Annotated in this window: 14 protein-coding genes; 8 read left to right on the top strand and 6 right to left on the bottom strand. The window is 62.7% G+C overall.

Features of this window, described 5'->3' with window-relative positions; all coding sequences use genetic code 11:
• The first annotated feature begins 246 nt into the window (after positions 1-246).
• The 3 genes from J7E24_RS11965 to J7E24_RS11975 all read left to right on the top strand — a co-directional run bounded on the left by J7E24_RS11965 (position 247) and on the right by J7E24_RS11975 (position 4,266).
• Positions 247-1,641 (top strand): HlyD family secretion protein, encoded by a 1,395-nt coding sequence (locus J7E24_RS11965; RefSeq protein ID WP_215138384.1) that lies wholly within the window; start codon positions 247-249, stop codon positions 1,639-1,641.
• A 165-nt stretch (positions 1,642-1,806) separates the two neighbouring features.
• Complete coding sequence (locus tag J7E24_RS11970) at positions 1,807-3,273, top strand: TolC family protein (protein WP_215138385.1); 1,467 nt, start codon at positions 1,807-1,809, stop codon at positions 3,271-3,273.
• 303 nt (positions 3,274-3,576) lie between these two features.
• A complete protein-coding gene (locus tag J7E24_RS11975) occupies positions 3,577-4,266 on the top strand; it encodes a DUF1361 domain-containing protein (RefSeq protein ID WP_215138386.1) in 690 nt (229 codons plus the stop codon).
• Here J7E24_RS11975 and J7E24_RS11980 read toward each other — a convergent pair.
• A complete protein-coding gene (locus J7E24_RS11980) occupies positions 4,263-5,141 on the bottom strand; it encodes a restriction endonuclease (RefSeq protein ID WP_215138387.1) in 879 nt (292 codons plus the stop codon). The genes J7E24_RS11975 and J7E24_RS11980 overlap by 4 nt on opposite strands.
• 75 nt (positions 5,142-5,216) lie before the next feature.
• Here J7E24_RS11980 and dgt point away from each other — a divergent pair, with 75 nt between their 5' ends.
• Together dgt and J7E24_RS11990 are read left to right on the top strand one after the other, a co-directional pair.
• Entirely contained in the window at positions 5,217-6,638 is a 1,422-nt protein-coding gene (dgt, locus tag J7E24_RS11985; RefSeq protein ID WP_215138388.1) for a dGTP triphosphohydrolase, read from the top strand.
• Between the two features lie 122 nt (positions 6,639-6,760).
• Positions 6,761-8,899 (top strand): tetratricopeptide repeat protein, encoded by a 2,139-nt coding sequence (locus tag J7E24_RS11990; protein WP_215138389.1) that lies wholly within the window; start codon positions 6,761-6,763, stop codon positions 8,897-8,899.
• A gap of 175 nt (positions 8,900-9,074) precedes the next feature.
• On the opposite strand, the gene J7E24_RS11995 is transcribed toward J7E24_RS11990, so the two are convergent.
• Together J7E24_RS11995 and J7E24_RS12000 are read right to left on the bottom strand one after the other, a co-directional pair.
• The gene (locus tag J7E24_RS11995; RefSeq protein ID WP_215138390.1) at positions 9,075-12,353 is read right to left on the bottom strand and encodes an AsmA-like C-terminal region-containing protein; all 3,279 of its coding nucleotides are present in this window, start codon (positions 12,351-12,353) and stop codon (positions 9,075-9,077) included.
• A gap of 91 nt (positions 12,354-12,444) precedes the next feature.
• Positions 12,445-12,921: a nucleoside deaminase gene (locus tag J7E24_RS12000; protein WP_215138391.1), complete on the bottom strand. Its 477-nt coding sequence runs from the start codon at positions 12,919-12,921 to the stop codon at positions 12,445-12,447.
• A gap of 216 nt (positions 12,922-13,137) precedes the next feature.
• Here J7E24_RS12000 and J7E24_RS12005 point away from each other — a divergent pair, with 216 nt between their 5' ends.
• Complete coding sequence (locus J7E24_RS12005) at positions 13,138-15,024, top strand: CHRD domain-containing protein (RefSeq protein WP_215138392.1); 1,887 nt, start codon at positions 13,138-13,140, stop codon at positions 15,022-15,024.
• Positions 15,025-15,462: 438 nt separating this feature from the next.
• Here J7E24_RS12005 and J7E24_RS12010 read toward each other — a convergent pair whose 3' ends face one another.
• Both J7E24_RS12010 and J7E24_RS12015 read right to left on the bottom strand, forming a co-directional pair.
• Positions 15,463-15,840, bottom strand: coding sequence for a hypothetical protein (locus tag J7E24_RS12010; protein ID WP_215138393.1), 378 nt, complete (start codon positions 15,838-15,840; stop codon positions 15,463-15,465).
• Between the two features lie 70 nt (positions 15,841-15,910).
• Positions 15,911-16,081: a DUF2256 domain-containing protein gene (locus J7E24_RS12015; RefSeq protein WP_215138394.1), complete on the bottom strand. Its 171-nt coding sequence runs from the start codon at positions 16,079-16,081 to the stop codon at positions 15,911-15,913.
• Between the two features lie 133 nt (positions 16,082-16,214).
• Between J7E24_RS12015 and J7E24_RS12020 the strand changes: the two genes are divergently transcribed.
• Positions 16,215-16,952, top strand: coding sequence for a class I SAM-dependent methyltransferase (locus tag J7E24_RS12020; protein WP_215138395.1), 738 nt, complete (start codon positions 16,215-16,217; stop codon positions 16,950-16,952).
• Positions 16,953-17,037: 85 nt separating this feature from the next.
• Positions 17,038-17,466: an acyl-CoA thioesterase gene (locus J7E24_RS12025; protein WP_215138396.1), complete on the top strand. Its 429-nt coding sequence runs from the start codon at positions 17,038-17,040 to the stop codon at positions 17,464-17,466.
• A gap of 136 nt (positions 17,467-17,602) precedes the next feature.
• Here the strand turns inward: J7E24_RS12025 and J7E24_RS12030 are convergent, their stop codons facing one another.
• Positions 17,603-18,157, bottom strand: a complete 555-nt coding sequence (locus J7E24_RS12030) for a DinB family protein (RefSeq protein ID WP_215138397.1) — start codon at positions 18,155-18,157, stop codon at positions 17,603-17,605.
• Positions 18,158-18,298: the final 141 nt, after the last annotated feature.

The raw sequence follows: 18,298 nt of genomic DNA on the forward strand, positions 1-18,298 counted from the left end.
GAAAACGAACGGTCATGCTTCGTTTTGCATCCGCGAAGGCGGCGCCGCAACCCAAGCAACTCTGCCACTTCGTTGCCAAACCATCTCCCATGCCAAGAGGGGCATTGTAGTAGAGATGCTCCGGTTTCGTGGACACTGGATGTGGCATGATGTGGCTTTCTTACCCCGCCGACTTTGCCGACCCTCGCCACCCCGCTACCCACCCGCATTCACTCCCATTCCGCACACTCAACCCGAACATACCCAATGCCCTTTGCCGAAAATCCTCTGGAAGAAACCAACCCGCTAACGGCCGGTTTCCACTCGTTCCGGCGGGTGCAGACGCCGCGTACGGGGCGGGTGCTGGCCCGCTGGCTGGCCGTGCTGGGCGTGCTTACCATTGCCGCCGGCTTTCTGCCCTGGACTCAGAATATCCGCTCGACGGGCCGCCTGACGACGCTGCGGCCCCAGGACCGGCCCCAGCAGGTGCCCAGCACCATTGCCGGCCGTATTGTGGGCTGGAACGTGCGCGAGGGCCAGCGGGTACAGAAGGGCGATACGCTGGTCGAAATCAGCGAGATAAAGGAAAAGTACTTCGACCCCAAGCTGCTGGAGCGTACCCGCGAACAGCTAGAAGCTAAAATTTCGGCTCTGGAGCAGAACGAGGGCAAAACCGTAGCCCTCGGCGACCAGCAGGACGCCCTGCGGGCCGGGCTGGCCGTCAGCCTCGACAAGGCCCGCAACAAGGTAGCCCAGACGCGCCTGAAGGTAAGCTCGGAAGAAGCCGGATTGCGGGCCGCCGAAAACGACTTCGCCATTGCCCAACGCCAGCTCGACCGCCAGGAGGAGCTGTACCAACAGGGGCTGAAAAGCCTGACCGAAGTGGAGCAGCGCCGCCTCAAGTTTCAGGAGTCGCGGGCCAAGCTGCAGGAGTCGCAGAACAAGCTGGGGGCTTCCCGCCAGGAACTCACCAACGCGCAGCTGGAACTATCGTCGCTGCAGGCCGAGTATCAGGATAAAATTGCCAAGTCGGAGTCGGACCGCCGCTCGGCCGTGGCCTACCAGTTCGACTCGGAAGGCCAGATTGCCAAGCTGCGCAACGAGCTGGCCAACCTCAGTATCCGGTCGGGCTACTACGCCATCAGGGCCCCGCAGGACGGCTACGTGGTGCGGGCGCTCAAGCAGGGCCTGGGCGAAATAGTGAAGGAGGGCGAAGCGGTGCTGGTGGTGCTGCCTATAGCTCCCGAGCTGGCCGCCGAGCTGTACGTGCAGCCCATGGATATTCCGCTGCTGAGCGTAGGCCGCAAGGTGCGCCTGCAGTTTGACGGCTGGCCGGCGCTGGTATTCAGCGGTTGGCCCGGCACAAGCTTTGGCACGTTTGGCGGTCGGGTGGCCGTCATCGACAACATCGACTCGCAGGGCCAGTACCGGGTGCTGGTAACGCCCGACCCCGACCTGGAGCGCTGGCCCGAGCCCCTGCGCGTGGGGTCCGGCGTGTACGGCTGGGCTCTGCTCGATGATGTGCCCATCTGGTACGAGCTCTGGCGGCAGCTCAACGGTTTCCCCGCCAATTTTGTCGGCTCGCCCTCCGAGCAGCAGCCGGGTAAGGCGAAAGCAGATACCAAAGCCGAACAGCCGGCGGCTGAAGAAGCTGCGTATTAAAGGAGTACAAGGCTTCGGCTGGCCGTTGCAGCTGGCAGCGTTGGCCGGGGCGTAGCGCTGTTTCGATTTCGCTCCGACACTGGCTCCAGGCGCTATATACTCAGCATGACGACCCGATTACTGGTGGCGACTTCCCAAACAGCTTGCAGTGTTAACCAGACATCCATGATTTGCCGAACCCTCATTTTATTTTTACTGGCGCTTCTGCCCGCCTTACCGGTCGGGGCCCAGGGCAGGGTGGAGGCACCGGCGGTTGATTCGGGGCGGGTATTCGGGCTGGCCGACCTGCTGACCTACGTAACGCTACGCCACCCGGTAGCCCGGCAGGCGGGGCTGTTGCCCGAGCGTGCCCGCCAGGAGGTGCGCTACGCCCGCGGCCTTTTCGACCCCACCGCCACCAGCAAATACTACGGCAAAACCTTTAAAGGCCAGGAGTATTTCCACGACTGGGACACCCAGCTGCGGGTTCCGGTTTGGTATGGCTTCGACATAAAGGCCGGCTACGAGCGGGGAACCGGCCAGTACATCAACCCCGAAAACTCCACCTCTCCGGGCGGCCTGAGCTACCTGGGCCTGAGTGTGCCGCTGGCCCAGGGCCTGCTGATAGATGAGCGCCGTGCCACCGTGCGCCAGGCCCAGGCCCTGCAGGGCTTAGCCGAAGCCGAGCGCCGCGGGGCTCTCAACAAGCTGCTGCTGCAGGCCGCCAAAGACTACTGGGACTGGACGCTGCGCTACCGGCAGCTGGAGCTGAACCGCCAGAACCTGGTGCTGGGCGACGTGCGCTTCCGGGCCGTGCGCCAGCGCGTAATTTTTGGCGATTTGGCGGCCATCGATTCGGTGGAGGCGCTGGGCGAGCTGCAGAAGCGCCAGGCCGAGCTGAGCCAGGCCCGCATGGAGTTCCAGAATGCCACGCTGCTGCTGAGCACCTACCTCTGGAACGAGCAGCAGCAGCCCCTGAACCTGCCCCTGACCGCCCGCCCGCAGCTGCTGCCCGGCTCCGCCGACTGGCGCACGCTGCCCCCCGACTCGGTAGCTGCCCTCACGGCCCTGGCCCAGCAGATTCATCCGGAGCTGCAGAAGAGCCGGGCCAAGCTGCTGCAGCTCTCCGTAGAGAACCGGCTGCTGCGCAACAAGTTGCTCCCCAAGCTCAACCTCGATTACAACCTCCTGCAGGCCGGCCAGCCGTTCGCCCCCGAAAAAGCGGCCAGTCTGAGTGGCAGTTACCTGCAGAACAACTACAAGCTGGGCGTGAGCTTCGCCTACCCGCTGCTCGTGCGCCAGGAGCGTGCCAAGCTCCAGCTCAACCGCCTTAAGCAGCAGGATGCCGAGCTGGCCCTGCAGCAGGACACCCGCGAAATTGAAACCGGGGTGCTGACCGTGGCCAACAGCTGGGCCGCCCTGCGCGAGCAGCTGGCCCTGCAGCAGCAGGTGGTAGCCAACGCCCAGCGCCTGCGCGACGGCGAGCAAACCCGCTTCGAGAACGGCGAGAGTTCGGTGTTTCTGCTCAATTCGCGCGATGCCAAGCTGCTGGAGGCCAGCCAGAAACTGGCCGAGCTGCAGGCCAAGTATGCCCAGACCCAGGCCACCCTGCGCTGGGCCGCCGGCGGCATCGTGGAAGAAGAGCAACCGTAGCGCAGGCCACGTTCTGCCCCTGAAACCCCACGTTACGAGTTCGATCTACCACGTTATGGGTTCAATTCGCTGCGTTGCGAGCTTGATTTGCCGCGTTGCGGATTCGAACGGCCATGTTATAGGGTTGAATGACCGCGTTATGGGCTCAAACATCGGCGTTATGGGTCTGATTGGTCACGTTATGACCTCAAACGGCCGCGTTAAGGGTCCGAATGACCGCGTTGTTGCCTTGCTTATTGGCGGGACTGACTGTGCAGAGAAACGCGGCCGACCCCGACAGCCGGAATTTCCGTATTTGCGGGCATGTCGATGTCGGTAAGCACATTCTCCCAAACCCAGCTGCGGCGGCGCCTGAATCTGCTGCTGGTACTGGGCCTGTCGTTGGCCCTGAGTGTGGCCCTGATTACTGGCCGGGTGCTGCTCACGCGCCAGCTCACGTTTGTGTTTCTGCTCTGGAACCTGTTTCTGGCCCTGGTGCCGTTTGGGCTGAGCACGATGCTGGGCCTGAGTGCCGGCCGGCTGCGGGCCCGGGTGCTGCTGCCGGTGGGTGCGGTCTGGCTGCTGTTTTTTCCCAACGCGCCCTACATCCTCACCGACCTGTTCCACCTGCACCCGCGCCCCGGCGTGCCCTACTGGTACGATCTGGCCCTGCTGCTGAGCTGCGCCTGGAACGGGCTGATGCTGGCCTACGCCTCCTTGCTCGATATGCAGCAGCTCGTAACGCGCCGGCTGGGGGTGCTGAGTGGCTGGGGCTTTGCTGCGCTGGCGCTGCTACTCAGCAGCTTCGGTATTTACCTGGGCCGCTACCTGCGCTTCAACAGCTGGGACGTGCTTACCAACCCCATCAGCCTGTTCTACGATATCCTCACCCGCCTGCTGCACCCGCGTGCCTACCTCGGCACCTGGGGCGTTACGCTGCTCTACGGCCTGTTTCTGCTACTCGGCTACGCCACCGTGCGGTTATTAGATAGGGTGCAGGATAGGGAGGATTAGAGATTAAGAAACCAGTCCGTTTTCACGGATACAGATTCTATCATTTCAACGGTGACACCTAGCTTCAGCTCTTTCAGTTTATCACATAGCAGCTCTCCATCAATCAGGTCAATTGGTGGTGCTCCATCACGCGTGGCTTCCTTCGTGGCATCCCGGGTAAAATTGCCAGTTGTAATGAACAGCCCTTTATCAGAACGGCCTTGCATCGCCCCGCGAAAATCCCTTATCTGGCTGGATGAAATAGAGCCTCTGTAGCGCTTACATTGAAAAATTACATGAAAGCTAAGCAGGCCGCTCATGCGTACTATCCCTTTTCCATCGATACCGCCGTCGCCGGTTTTTCCAGTTACTTCGACCTGAACAAAGCCGCTTTCCCGCAAAATGCGTTTGGCCAACCTCTCAAAAGCATCAGGTGAAATAGTTAGCAGTGTTGAGAGTAATTTCTCCCGCCAAGTAGCCACTTCTTCTGATTCTTCGGCAGCGTAGGACTCTTGGGCTGGTGAGGAATCTATGGGATTATTTGTTTTCGTTATCAAGCGGTTAGCCCTAGATTCGGTTCGAATGTCCCGAACCAGCTTATTTACGTCTACTGCTTGAATGTTTATATCCTTGGAAACTAAAGCCCATACCTTCCGGGCAGAATTTTCGATGAGGCCTGCTTTACCCAAGTAGGTTCTGGCCCACGCTAATCGATACTCCACTTCAGTGCGCCCATTAGTGCCATGTGGTAGTTGGAGCTGCGTATCAGATAGTTTGAGGTCCGTATAAACTTGCTCGTTTATCTCTTCAATAGTGCCTGAGCCACCTAACTGTAGCAAAGCTTGTAGTACAGGCTTCATAAGCTTGTTATAAGTAGGCAGTTGAGCAATAGACATAATGAGAGAATAAGGGAGCTGGCGAAATTGAATCTGCTGCCAAAATAGTGCTTTAACCTTTACATTGAGCCAAAAATGCTCCACCTCACGCCTCCCGACGAAAACGCCCCCACCATGCGCTGGGGCCAGCTGCTGAGCCGCCGCCGCTACCCCGAGCAGCCGCAGCTGCACGTTGTGAGCGAGGCCGCGCCGGTGCGCGGGGCCTTCGTGGCCGACTACGACCGGGTGGTGTTCAGCTCGGCCTTCCGGCGGCTGCAGCGTAAAACCCAGGTCATGCCCCTGCCCGAAACCGATTTCGTGCACACCCGCCTCACGCACTCGCTCGAAACGGCCTGCGTGGGCCGTTCGCTCGGCCGCCTGGGGGGCCGGCTGCTGCTCGAAGAAACTGCGGGCCTAGCCGATGAGTTGCCCCACCTCGATTCGGATTTCGGCGATATTGTGGCCGCCGCCTGCCTGGCCCACGACATCGGCAACCCACCCTTCGGCCACTCGGGCGAAGATGCCATTTCGGCTTACTTCCGCAGCAGCGCCGCCGAGCCCTTTGTGCGCATGCTCAGCGAGGCCCAACGCGCCGATTTGCAGCATTTTGAGGGCAACGCGGCCGGCTTCCGGGTGCTCACCCACACCTACGCGGCCCACAGCAGCGGCTCGGCCGGCCTGGGCCTCACGTACGCCACGCTGGGCGCGTTCAGCAAGTACCCGCGCGCTTCGGTGGTACCCGAGCAGGCCCTCACGCAGAGCATCAGTGAAAAGAAATACGGTTACTTCCAGACGGAGGCCGTCCGTTTTGAGGAGGTGGCCCGCGAACTGGGCCTGCTGCCCAAACCAGCCGATGCGGCGGCCGCCGGCTTTTACCACCGCCACCCGCTGGCCTTTCTGGTCGAAGCCGCCGACGACATCTGCTACCGCATTATTGACTTTGAAGACGGCTTGAAGCTGGGCCTGATTCCGTGCGAAAAAGGGCTGGCGCTGCTGCGCGATATGCTGGGCGACGCGCCCACCCGCCGCGGCTCGGTGCAGTGGCGCGACTGGCGCGAGGAGCTGGGCTACCTGCGCGCCCGCCTCATCAACCAGCTCGTGCAGCAAACCGCCCGCCGCTTCGCCGACCGCGCCCCCGCGCTGCTGCGCGGCCACCTCGACGAGCCGCTGGTACACAAGCTCGACTGCTGGGAGCAGTTGCAGGAAGTGCACCGCCTCACCGTGGAGCACCTTTACCAGAGCCGGCCGGTGCTCGAAATTGAAGCCGCCGGCTTCGAAGTGCTCGGTGGGCTGCTCGATGCGTTTCTGGCCGCTACCTTCGACCCCCACGACAGTGCCCGCTCGCGTAAGCTGCGCCAGCTGCTACCCGGGCAGTTCTGCGCCATCGGCCCGCAACAGGATGCAGGCGCGTATGAGCAGATTATCCTGCTCACCGACTACATCGGTGGCCTTACTGACCAGAACGCGTTGAGCCTGTTTCGTACCATCTGGGGCATCGATCTGCCCAAAGGTTTCTAGCCACCAAAAAATGCCCTGTTAAGCCGTCCGTCGAGGCCCCGACCCTGGCAGCGCCAGACACCAGGGGCACAGCCAAGTCCCTAAGTCGCCAGTCAATATATTAGCGGCCTCATATGGCTGATGTGCATTTGAATCTGCGAATACAAGGGCTAGGCCGGCAGCTGTCTGCGCTGCTGGTTTTGGGGCTACTGCTGCTGGCGGGGCCGCTACAGGCCTCCGTGCCTAGCGCCCCGGTCGCCGCCATTGCCGCCGACACGATTCGGGTACAGCAACTCAACCAGCTGGCCTTCGAGTTGCGCTCCTCCAATCCGCGTCTGTCGCGCACCCGCTTCGAGGAGGCGGCCGCGCTGGCTACCCGCTTGGGCTACGCGCCGGGCCAGGCGCAGGCCTGGCTGGGGCTGGGCTATTATTACCGTAAACGCAACGAGTACGCCCCGGCGCTGGCCTTTACCCGGCAGGCCGCCCGCGTTTTCCGGCAACAGCACGACACGCTCAACCTGATTGGCGTGGGCTACAACCTGAGCTATATTTACTTCGGGCAGGGAAACTACGCCCGCGCCCTGGCCAGTGCCCAACAAGGCCTCACGCAGGCCGAAAAGCTGCGCGACAGCAAATGGCTGGTGCTCACCAACGCGCAGCTGGGCTTTATCAGCACGCAGCTCGGTGAGTACGGACAGGCCCTGGCTTACCTGGAGCAGAGCCGCACGCTGGCCCGCCAAACCAACGACAAAGGGGGCGTGGCCCAGAGCCTGCGCGGCCTCGGCGACTTGTACCAGGCCCAGGGCCAATGGACGCAGGCCCGCCACTATTACACCGAAGGGGCCATGCTGGCCCGTAGCCTCGGCGACAACCCCGGCCGTATTGTGCTGGAAGTGTACATAGCCGATATGGCCGAGCGCCAGGGCCGCTCGGCCGAGGCCCTGCGCTACGCCCGCCAGGCCCGCGCCGAGCTGCGCCGCCTCGATGTGGTGGGCTACCTGCCACTGGTCGATTTGGTGATGGCCCGCGCCCAGCTGCGCCTGCGCCGCCCCGATAGCGCCATTTACTACGGCCGGCCCGGCCTACTGGCCAGCCAGGAGCGAGGCGTGAAGGAGGATATCCGCGACGGCAGCCGGGTGCTGGCCGAGGCCAGCGCCCGGCTGGGCCGCTTCGCCGACGCTTACCGCTACCACCGCCTCTTTGCCGCCTACGACGACAGCCTCAGCAGCCGCGCCCTTATCCGGCGCACGGCGGCGCTGCAGTATAGTTTCGAGCTGCGGCAGCAGGAAGCCCGAATAGGAGAGCTAACGCGCACCACAGCCATGGTGCGCCGGCAAAACCAGCAACAGCGGTGGCTGCTGGGCGTGTCGGGAATTGGGCTGATGCTGGTAACGGGGCTGAGTGTGGTGCTGGGGCGCAACTTTCGCCAGAAAAAGCGCGCCTACGAGCTATTGAGCCGCCAGCAGGCCGAGCTGGTAGCCACCCAGCGCCAGCTGGTGGCAGCCGAAAAATGGGCCTTTGTGGGGGAGCTGTCGGCCGGAATTGCGCACGAGCTGCAGAACCCGCTCAACTTCATGAACCGGCTGGCCTTGGTCAGCAATGAGCTGCTGGAGCAGGAAGCGGCCGGGGCAGTAGGAGCGGGCGGGCCCGCTACCGGTGTTACTGATGAGCTGGGGCAGGAAATTATGAGCGGGCTACGGCGCAATCTGCACGAAATCAGCCAGCACGGGCAGCGCGCCTCCTCTATTATCAGCAGTATGCTGGCCCATGCCCGCACCGGCGCCGTTGCCCTGCAGCCGACCAACCTCAACGCCCTGGTAGCCCGGCAGCTGCGGCTGGCCTACGAGGGCCGCCCCGATACGGCCCTGTTGCTACCTGCCAACGTGCTGCACGCCCTGCTGGCCGACGACCTGCCCACGGTACCCCTGCTGGTGCCCGAAGTGGAGCGCGTACTACTCAACCTGTATACCAACGCCCTCTACGCGCTGGCCGACCGGGCGGCGCTGGCGGGACCCGGTTACGTTCCCGAACTGCGGGTCAGTACGGCGCTGCTGGCCGACCAAGTGCAGGTACGGGTGCGCGACAACGGTACCGGCATGAGCCCTGCCGTGCAGCAGCGCATCTTTCAGCCCTTCTTCACCACCAAGCCCGTGGGCGAAGGCACCGGCCTGGGTCTCTCGCTGGCCCACGACATTATCACCAAAGGCCACGGCGGTACGCTGTGTGTGGTTTCGGAAGAGGGCCACTTTACCGAATTCATCCTCACGTTGCCGCTGGGGTGAGGGGATGAAGAGGGCAGGGGGGAGGGGGAAATAACGGTCATTCTGAGCGCAGCCAAAGAATCTCTGCCGCCAAAGTAGCCCTGTCGCTGGGAGTCAGTTTGGCGGTAGAGATTCTTCGACTTCGCCTCCGGCTTCGCTCAGAATGACCGTTCTTTTACCCCTATCACCTCATCACTTAGTCTGCGAAAAAGCGCAGCAGGCGCTGGTACTTTTCCTGCACTTCGGCCTGTTGCTGGCGTTGCTGCTGCTTTTTAAACAGCTTCACTTTGTAACGGCTGCCGGGCTGCCGGTGCAGGTGCAAGTAGATGAGACCCCGGCTGCGGCGCTCCGTCGCCTCGCCGCTTCTGATGCGCTCAATGCGCTTGCGGTTGTTGCCGAACAGGGTTTGCAGCGGGCTAAGGCCTACAAACAAATTGGCGCGTCCATCGAGGCCATACTCGCCGGTTACCTGCATATCGGTCAGGTTGCTGCTCAGGTTGAGGCCCGGAATCAGTAGCTGGCCTTTGTCGAGCAGAAAATCGGCCTGCACCGGCTCGAAGAACAGGTGGCTGGTGCGGCGTGGGCTCAGCATCCGCAACGCCTGCATCAGCGCATCTACTTCCAGCAGCTCCAGGTCTACCAAATCGGCCTGCACCAGCGCGCGGGTAGTAGCCAGGCGGGGCAGAAAAGTCTGGTCGAGGTCGGTGCGGATAGTCGCATCGGCCTGCATACGGCCCCGCACGTTGCCGGGGCCCAGCACATCGAGGCCCAGCGGAATGGCCAGCGCAAACAGCTGGGGCAGCTCTACGTTGCGCAGCTGCATGTGCGCCCGCAACGGGTGGTGGTGGGTGCCGGAGTCGGTGCGCATAACGCCGCGCAGGGTCAGCTCGCCCCCAAACGCCTGCACCGAGCAGCTTTCCAGGCGGGCCCGGCCGGCTTCGAGCGTAGTAAGCAGGTCGAAATTGGTGCCCCGCAGTACGCCGTAGTGCATGCGGTTGGCCGTTACGTGTACCTGCCCGGTGATGGTGCCATCCATAAACGGCGACGTGGGTCGGCCGGGCCGCAGACCACGCGCCGCCCGGCGCCCTGGCAAGCCGGCCCGGTGGGCAGCCCGGCCGGCCCGCGTCTCGCGGCCCGACTGCCTTGCATAGCTGTCATCGGGTGGTGGTACAGTGCCTAGGTCGGCCAGCAGCTTCAGGAAGCGCTGGACGTTCAGCGTATCGTAGTGCAACTCCACTATGGCGCGCGCCCGGTCCAGCCGGATGCCCGCCAGCGTTGCCTGCGCCCGGATGCTGCCCTGCCCGCCGGTATTGGTACGAAATGTAAGGTCAGGAATCTGAAAACCGGGCCCGGTTTTGTCGACATGAAAGCGCAGCTGGTGGAGGCTGCTGGCATCCGTCAGCTGTAGTTGGCCGATAGCCACATCGATGCGGCCGCTGGTAGCCAGCAGCATCTCGCGCAGCGTAGGGTCGGTGCTGCTCTGCCCCGGCGGGCGGCGGGGTGGGCGCGAGATTCGGGCCAGCAGCCGCGCGTAGCTCAGGTGGGGTACCGCTACTTTCAGGCGCACCTGTACCGGCTCGGAGCCCGGCTGGCTGGTAGACCAGCTTGCCTGCCCGCTCAACTTCCCATCCCATACTTGCACCTGCAGGTTGCGCAGGGCTACCCGATTGCCATCATGATGCACGGTGGCAGCCAACTCGCGCAGGGTATCGTCGGCCAGCACCAGCCGGGCACTGCGCAGCTGCACGCCTTCCAGGTGCAGGCCGGCCGGCAACATGGTCAGCATATCGGCTGCCTGGGCCGGACCGGTGTCGGCGTCGGTGGTGGTGGAAGCCGGCCTGCGGGTGGGGTGGCGCGGCGGAGCCAGCAGTCGCCGCAGCTCGGGCAGGCGCAGCTCATCCACGCTCAGCGAGCCGCTGATGCGGGTAGTGGGGTGCTGGCCGCTTACGTAGGCCAGCAGGTTGGTGGTTGTAGCGTTGGCCTGCAGCTGCATGCCGTTGAGCTGGCCGGTCAGGTTTTCCAGTTGCCAGAGGCTGTCGTTTAGCCGAACCTGTACATGGAGCGCGCGCATTCGGGCCTGCCGGTTCGGAATATCAAAAAAAGCGTTTTCCAGACTCACAGTGCCTTTTACTGCCACCGGTAAAGGCAGCGGCCGCCGGCCCGGCCCGGGCCGCCGGGGCCGGAAGCTGGGCAGCCAGCCATCGAGTTCCAAATCGAGGGCCGCCTCGCCGCTACGGGCCCGCCATAAGTCGGGCACTACTACGGCCGCCAGGGTTTGCAGCTCGGTGCGCCCCTGCACCCGGCCCTGCACCCGGGGCCGGGTAAAGTCGCGCACGGTCAGCCGGGCATCAAGCTGGCCGGCCGTCGAGTAGATGCGGCACTGCTCGAAGGTGAGGTAGGTGGAGCGCGAGTTGTGGTTCGGGCCGTTATCGAACACGCCGCGGGCATCCCAGCGCCGAATGCGGCGGGCAGGGTCGGGCCACTGCACCTGGGCGTCGCGCAGCTCGAAGCGCAGCACCGTGCGCGGCCGCACGGTAGGCCCGGTCAGGCCCCGGATGGTGTAGGCTATACGGGCGCGGCTGGGGCTGGTGGTCCCTTCGAGGTAGCGCTCCAGGTTGTTGGGCAGCGCCACCCGCAGCACTTTTAGTAGCGGCTGGTAGCCCCGAAAATGCAGGTTGAGGCGGGCCCCACGGGGTTCGCCCGGCCCGGCCCCGCGGTGCGTACCGCTGATGTGCACGGTGTCGCCGCTGAGCGTAGCCCGGGTGCGCCGAAACGTGCCTTCGCGCCGACTGAAATCATAGCCGTAGCGTACCTGGGCCACCACGGCCTCCTGCGAAAAAATTAGGCTGCGGCTGCTGCGCAGATAGTTGAGCCGGCCTTCCAGCCGGCCCCTTACCCGGGCCACGCCGCCGCGGGTGCGCACCGCCAGCCGCCCGTGCGTTACCCACGCCCCAAAACCGCTATGATGCAGCTCGTTGCGGTCGGAAACCCGCAGGTTCACGATAATCAGCGAGTCGAGGTCGAAATCGGGGGGCAGCTGGGGGCGGGTGCGGTGCGGCCCACGGCCCCGCAGGCCCCAGTCGTGGCCGGCCGAGTCGGTGAGCTGCCGGAACTCGGCGTTGTGCAGTGTCAGGCGCTGCACCTCAAAGCGGCCATACCAGAGCGGGCGGAGCGCCAAGCGCATATCGGCCCGGCCCACCCGCAGCACCTGCACCGCCCGCCGCGCCGATGTATCGGTGAGCGACAAATGGTGCAGCGAGGCCGTCAGGTAAGGAAAATCGCGCAATAGCGAATAGTCCAGCTTCAGGGGCGCCAGCACCAAGTCGGAGTGGGCAGCCAAGCGCTGGCGCACCAGCTTCGTTACCCGCTGGTGCCCCCACTCGGAGTGCAGCGCCCACAGCCCCGCCCCCGCCAGCAGCAGCAGCCCCAGCACGAGGACGGCCAAAATGCGCAGCAGCAGGGAGAGAAAACGCATAAGTGAAGCTTATAGCTGTTAGCTGAGAGCCGTTAGCTTTTTCGTTGAACGGAAGCTAACAGCAAGTAGCTCTCAGCCAATGGCTCAGACACTAATAGTCGGTGCGGGCTTCGTGCTGCTCCCAGGCGCGGAAACCGGCCAGGGCTTCATCGCGCAACATTGGCTGCATGGGCAGGTGGCGCTGGCCGAGGGGTTTTTCCAGCTCTTCGTAAATGAACTGGTCGTCGAAGCCAATGGCGGCGGCATCTTCCTTGGTGTTGCCATAGAACACGCGGCGCGGGCGGGCCCAATAGATGGCGCCCAGGCACATGGGGCAGGGCTCGCAGCTGGTGTACAGGTCGCAGTCGGTGAGCTGGAAGGTGCCCAGCACGGTGCAGGCCTTGCGGATGGCATCTACTTCGGCGTGGCAGGTGGGGTCGTGGGTGCTGGTTACCTGGTTGAAGCCGCGGGCAATAATTTCGCCGTTGCGCACCACCACGGCGCCAAAAGGCCCGCCGTAGCCGGCCTGCATTTTATCGATAGAAAGGCGAATGGCTTCGCGCATGAATTCGGGGTTGGGAGCTTCCATAGGGTAGCAGCAGCGTGAAAAGTAGTAAAATTTTGGCCTTGCGGAAACCGCAAAAACCGCTGTCAGCACGCAAAATACGACTTTAGCCATTGCAGTGCGGTGCCAACCAACCGGAATACCCCGCTTTGCAGCAACCGGCTGTTGCGCCGGCCAGAACCTTCGCTCCAGTAAAGAGTTCCCTATTGACAATTCTTTTTTTACTTCATCCTATTCATCATGCTGCGAACCTTTACTTACGCCACGCTCAGCCTGTTGCTGAGCCTGCTGCTCCGGCCCTTCGCCGCGCAAGCCGACCACCTCCGCGCCCATCTGCTATTCGGGGCGCAGCTCAGCGGAGCCCAGGAAGTGCCCGCCGTAGCCACCACGGCCCGCGGTACGGCCAGTTTCACGCTCAACGCCGGCAAAGACACGCTCTTTATCAGCGGCTCGTTCACCGGCCTCAGCGGCCCCATTACGATGGCCCACGTGCATAATGGCTTCGAGGGTACGGCCGGGCCGGTGGTTTCCAACCTGTTCTCAATGATCAGGGGCAACCAGCTGAACGGCTTTCTGACCGGCCCCGATATTGCTCCGGCCAAACTTGACCGCTACCTGCGCGGCGCATACTACATCAACATTCATACGGCGGCCAACCCCGGCGGCGAAATCCGGGGGCAGATAAAGCTGGAGAAGGATGAGCAGTTTGTAGGCGTGTTGAGCGGCGACGAAGAGGTGCCGGCTGTTACGACCAATGCCATTGGCCTGGGTAGCTTTAATCTGGCTCAGCAGCAAAACAAGCTGAAGTTTCGGGTGGTGTTTTCGGGCCTGAGCGGTCCGGTTACCGTTACGCACTTCCACACCGGCGCTATCGGCGCTACCGGCCCGGTCATCGTCGATTTGATGCCCTTCCTTACGGGCAATGTAATTGAGGGCGAAATCACGCCCACGGCTGCCTTCCTCACGGCCCTGAACGCCGGCCAGATTTACATCAACGTGCATACGGCCGCCAACCCCGGTGGCGAAATCCGCGCCCAGCTCATCCGCGAAGCCCGTTTCCTGAGCCACGATGCCCGCCTCGATGCCGCGCAGATGGTGCCCGTTACTACCTCTGCGGCCAAAGGTGTGTCGTTTATCCGGCTGAATTCTACGCTCGACTCCCTGACGATATTCGCCACGCACACCGGCCTGAGCGGCGCGCCCACCTCATTCGACCTGTACGCAGCCAATGCCGGCCAGCCTAATTCGGTTGCTGCTCGTTTGGCCCGCGTAACGCTTCCTCCCACTGTGCCGGCGGCCTTTGCCATTACGTTTACCGGACTCGATGTTGCAGCTATTAATCTTTTTCTGCGTGGTGAGGTGAATATGGTGCTTAATACGGCGGCCAATCCTAACGGCGAAATAAGGGGGCAGATATACCGGCTGGCGCGCGAGGGCTACACGTTTGTGCTCAGCGGCAAGCAGGAGCGGCCCAATCCGGTGGCTACCGGCGGCTACGGGGCTGGCTTCGTGTCGATGGACCGCGACCAGTCGAACGTGCATCTGAACATGACTTGGGGCGGACTCTCGGGCCCGGCTACCATGGGCCACCTGCACAGCGGCCTTATTACCGAATCGGGTCCGGTGGTATTCAATCTGATGCCATTCTTCAATGCCACCACGCCCACCAGCGGGGCCGATGCCTACTGGAATGCCACCAACGAAGCGTCCAACGCTGCCAACCCCTTCACCGCTCGTCGGGCGCTACAGTTCCGGCGCGATAGTATTTATGTGAACCTGCACACGGCCGCCAACCCCGGCGGCGAAATCCGGGGCCAGGTACTGCGCGACTTCCGCCGGCTGAGTGTGCTGCTATCCGCTCAGCCATCTGCGCTGGTCGCCGAAGGCTTTGCCGCCACGCCCAACCCCTTCCGCGACGAGCTCAGCTTCCGTTTCGAGGCGCGTAGCAGCGGCACCGGCACGCTGCGGGTAACCGACCTGTTGGGCCGTACTGTACTCACGCAGGCCGTATCGGTACGCCCGGGCACCAACCGCACCGACGTGAAGGTGCCGGGTGCCGCAGGGGTTTACCTGCTGCTGATGGAATTGAACGACTCGCGCATCGTTAGCCGCATTACGAAGCAGTAAGTAGCTGAAATGCTGCATGAAACAATCCGTTTGAGACTGATTTGACTTCCTCAAAACGAGAGATACCCAGTTGTAAGAAAAAATAAGCGTTGCCCCTGCAACCTTTCGGCGTGCTTATTGCCTCTTCTTGCCAGAAGACCCTAACAGCTGTTTCAACAGAATCTGTCGTCGTCAGGAGGGCTTTGGCCTGATAGTTGACAGAACAGATTTGAAAGAATAGTTTATTAGGTGTTTTGGTTGTGGAAAAGTCCCTTGCTATTAGTGAGGGATTTTTTATTTCCCCAAGTCCTGGTCTTTCCGAGATACATCTGCCAGAGCTACATAACGCCCGATTCGGCCCAAACGCCACAACGCCGACAACCGCTACGGCCGAGGCCGCCGGGTTGCCGGCGTTGTGGCATTTGGCAAGGCGTAGAGCCTGCCCGACCCGTTGCCGTGCTAAATAACTACTCGCAGTTCGTAGCCGGTACCAGGAGCCGGCACGCCGAATGCCCCGACGCGGCTCGGTCCGTAGCCCAGGTTTACCTTCACCCACTCGTCGCGCACGGGCAACAGGTCGATGATTTCCTGGCGCTGGGCGGCTAAATCGTCGCGCAGGTTCTGCAACTCATTGGTCGTCTCATCAGTGGGCTCCGGAAAGCTGCCGGGGGCCGGGCGCTGGCCCAGCGCTGCGTTTGGGGCCGGTAAGGGATTTTGGCTAAGGTTGGTAGCGGCAATTTCGGCCTGTGTCAGGGCCTTTTCGGCGGCCAGATAGGCCTGCAGTTTTTCTTCGAGGGGCTTAAGTTCGGGAGCGAGGTAGTCGAGGTTGCTGGCCATGTGGCAGAGGAGTTACAAATGGGGAGGAGAGCCTGTCTGAACGCAGAACGCCGCCGCAAGGATACGTTGGCTACGCCTGAGCAAGGCCGGCCGGTATTGGCTTGGGGCGGTTGCGCTGGCATTTTTCGCCGCAGTACTTCACCTCGTCCCAGCAGTTGCGCCACTTTTTGCGGTAGGCAAAAGGTCGGCCGCAGGTGAGGCAAAGTTTGGTGGGCAGGTGGGTTTTACCGTGAGAAGTCAAGGCAGCGAGGGCAGAAGTGGAGTAGGTATACGGCCGCAGGCCGGGCAGGTATAGGGGCAGGTCTGCTGACACAACCGGCCCCGGCTCGTTTTGCTTTCCCGCGCCAACTTTCTACGCCACGTATCTTTGCCCCATGTCAACTCCCGAAACTACGGCCCCCGACCCCCTGGGCCACGCGCTGCAGGCCTACCAGCAGGGCCAGCTTAGCGCCACGCTAGCCGTGCACAGCTCCGTTGCCGACGAAGAAGTGCTGCCGGCTGCCTACTTTTTTCGCTCCCTCTGGGAAATGCCCGAGCTGGAGCGCACGGCCCTCGAGCAGTGCCAAGGCCGCGTGCTCGACCTGGGTGCCGGGGCCGGCTGCCACGCCCTAGAGCTGCAGGCACGCGGTTTTGAGGTGAAATCGGTGGATATCTCGCCCGGCGCGGTGGCCGTTATGGAGCAGCGCGGGGTGCGCGAAGTAGCCTGCCACGACTTGTTCGACCCGGCCCTGGCCCAGGGCGAAAAGTTCGACACGCTGCTCATGCTCATGAACGGCCTGGGCCTGACGGGCACACTGGAAGGGCTGGAGAAGTTTCTGCACCACGCCAAAAGCCTGCTCAACCCCGGCGGCCAGATTCTGGCTACTTCCTCCGACATCAGCTACATGTATGAGGACGAAGAAGGGGCGCTGGTGTTCGACCTCAACGGTTCGTATTACGGCGAGGTAACATATTCGATGCAGTATGGCACGGAGCAGGGGGCGGAGTTCGGCTGGATTTTCGCCGACCCCAGCCTGCTCCAGGATTGCGCCACCGCTGCCGGCTACGAGGTCGAGTTTTTAGAGGAAGACGAGCACCAGCAGTACCTGGTGCGCCTTAGCCTAAGCTTCTAGCTGACAGCTATTAGCTGGTTAGCGTACGTTCTCAAGCCCCAAACCACCCCATAATTAAAGCTGTCAGATAACAGGTCAATAACCCATGTTCGAGAAAACCTACACCGTGCGCTGGGCCGATATGGACCCCAACGGCCACATGCGCCACTCGGCGTACAACGATTACGCCGCCCAGCACCGCATCGAGTTTCTGGCCGCCAGCGGCTTCACGCTACCCTATTTTGCTAAAGCCGGCCTCGGGCCCATCCTGTTCCGCGAGGACACCCGCTTTCTGAAGGAACTGCACATCAACGAGGCGTTGCGCGTGGGCGGCGAACTGTCGGGCCTGAATGCCGACGGCTCCCGCTGGAACATCGTGCATACGCTCTATAAGCCCGATGGCCGCCCCGCCGCTACTGTCAGCGTCGAAGGTGCCTGGCTTGATTTGCGCACGCGCAAGCTCACCACTCCGCCACCCGAAATTGCCGCCCTCATGGCCGAACTGCCCCGCCACGAGTCATACCGGGAATTGTAGGGGCTAGGAGCTAAGATGCCGCTTGTCATGCTGAGCGCAGCAAAGGACCTCACCCCATCTGAACAGCTCTAACAACGGCTCGTTTTAATGGAATAAGGTCCTTCGCGCTGCTCAGGATGACAGGCGGCTTTAATTCCTAGCTCCCAGCTCCTGCCTTCTGAACAGACGCTGCAATGCGCTCCACCTGCTTTTGGTGGTGTAGCACATGGTCGAGCATAAAATCGAGGGTTTGGTGGATGGTGAGCATGCCCGAGCGCGGGTGCTTGAAGATGGCCCGGCTCAGCAGCTTGCCTGGATATTCGTTGAGCAGGCGCTCCAGGTGGCGGCGCGTGGCCTCCCACTGGCTGCGCAGTTCGGGCAGCGCGGGCACCTCGGCGGGCGTAAGCTCGGCCAGGTAGCGCGGTACTTTAAAGCGCAGCCCGGGCAGCCGCAGCGCCAGCCGCAACAGCCGCGACTTCAGGAAGCCCGCCAGGCCCGTTGGCCGGAGCGTATCCGCCTCTCGGAGCTTCTTTTCGATGTATTGCCCAACGCCGGTTTCGGCTACCAGCAGGTGCTGCACCACCTGCACGGCCGACCACTGCTCGGGCCCCGGCGCCACGGTAGCCCGCTCGCCCATTGCCTCCACGGTGTCCAGCAGGCGGTTGGTGGCGCGCTCCAGGTGTTCGAGGCGAAGGTGCAGGCGGTGGTTCATACAGAAGAAGGTTAGGAGAATAGCGCGTGAGGCTGAGCGCCGCGAGAAAAGATACGCAAAACCCCGTCCGTGTGGTCGTGGGCCTTTACCAATAGGCACTACGCAAAAAGGCCCGCGTCGGGCGGGCCTTTTGGTTTCTGG

The organism is Hymenobacter sp. ISL-91, assembly GCF_018613725.1.
In the GTDB taxonomy this organism is placed as follows: domain Bacteria; phylum Bacteroidota; class Bacteroidia; order Cytophagales; family Hymenobacteraceae; genus Hymenobacter.

Bases quoted from the DNA above. Each gene is read 5' to 3' on its own strand.
- J7E24_RS11965 (WP_215138384.1), top strand. From the start codon at position 247: ATGCCCTTTGCCGAAAATCCTCTGGAAGAAACCAACCCGCTAACGGCC.
- J7E24_RS11970 (WP_215138385.1), top strand. From the start codon at position 1,807: ATGATTTGCCGAACCCTCATTTTATTTTTACTGGCGCTTCTGCCCGCC.
- J7E24_RS11975 (WP_215138386.1), top strand. From the start codon at position 3,577: ATGTCGATGTCGGTAAGCACATTCTCCCAAACCCAGCTGCGGCGGCGC.
- J7E24_RS11980 (WP_215138387.1), bottom strand. From the start codon at position 5,141: ATGTCTATTGCTCAACTGCCTACTTATAACAAGCTTATGAAGCCTGTA.
- dgt (WP_215138388.1), top strand. From the start codon at position 5,217: ATGCTCCACCTCACGCCTCCCGACGAAAACGCCCCCACCATGCGCTGG.
- J7E24_RS11995 (WP_215138390.1), bottom strand. From the start codon at position 12,353: ATGCGTTTTCTCTCCCTGCTGCTGCGCATTTTGGCCGTCCTCGTGCTG.
- J7E24_RS12000 (WP_215138391.1), bottom strand. From the start codon at position 12,921: ATGGAAGCTCCCAACCCCGAATTCATGCGCGAAGCCATTCGCCTTTCT.
- J7E24_RS12005 (WP_215138392.1), top strand. From the start codon at position 13,138: ATGCTGCGAACCTTTACTTACGCCACGCTCAGCCTGTTGCTGAGCCTG.
- J7E24_RS12010 (WP_215138393.1), bottom strand. From the start codon at position 15,840: ATGGCCAGCAACCTCGACTACCTCGCTCCCGAACTTAAGCCCCTCGAA.
- J7E24_RS12020 (WP_215138395.1), top strand. From the start codon at position 16,215: ATGTCAACTCCCGAAACTACGGCCCCCGACCCCCTGGGCCACGCGCTG.
- J7E24_RS12025 (WP_215138396.1), top strand. From the start codon at position 17,038: ATGTTCGAGAAAACCTACACCGTGCGCTGGGCCGATATGGACCCCAAC.
- J7E24_RS12030 (WP_215138397.1), bottom strand. From the start codon at position 18,157: ATGAACCACCGCCTGCACCTTCGCCTCGAACACCTGGAGCGCGCCACC.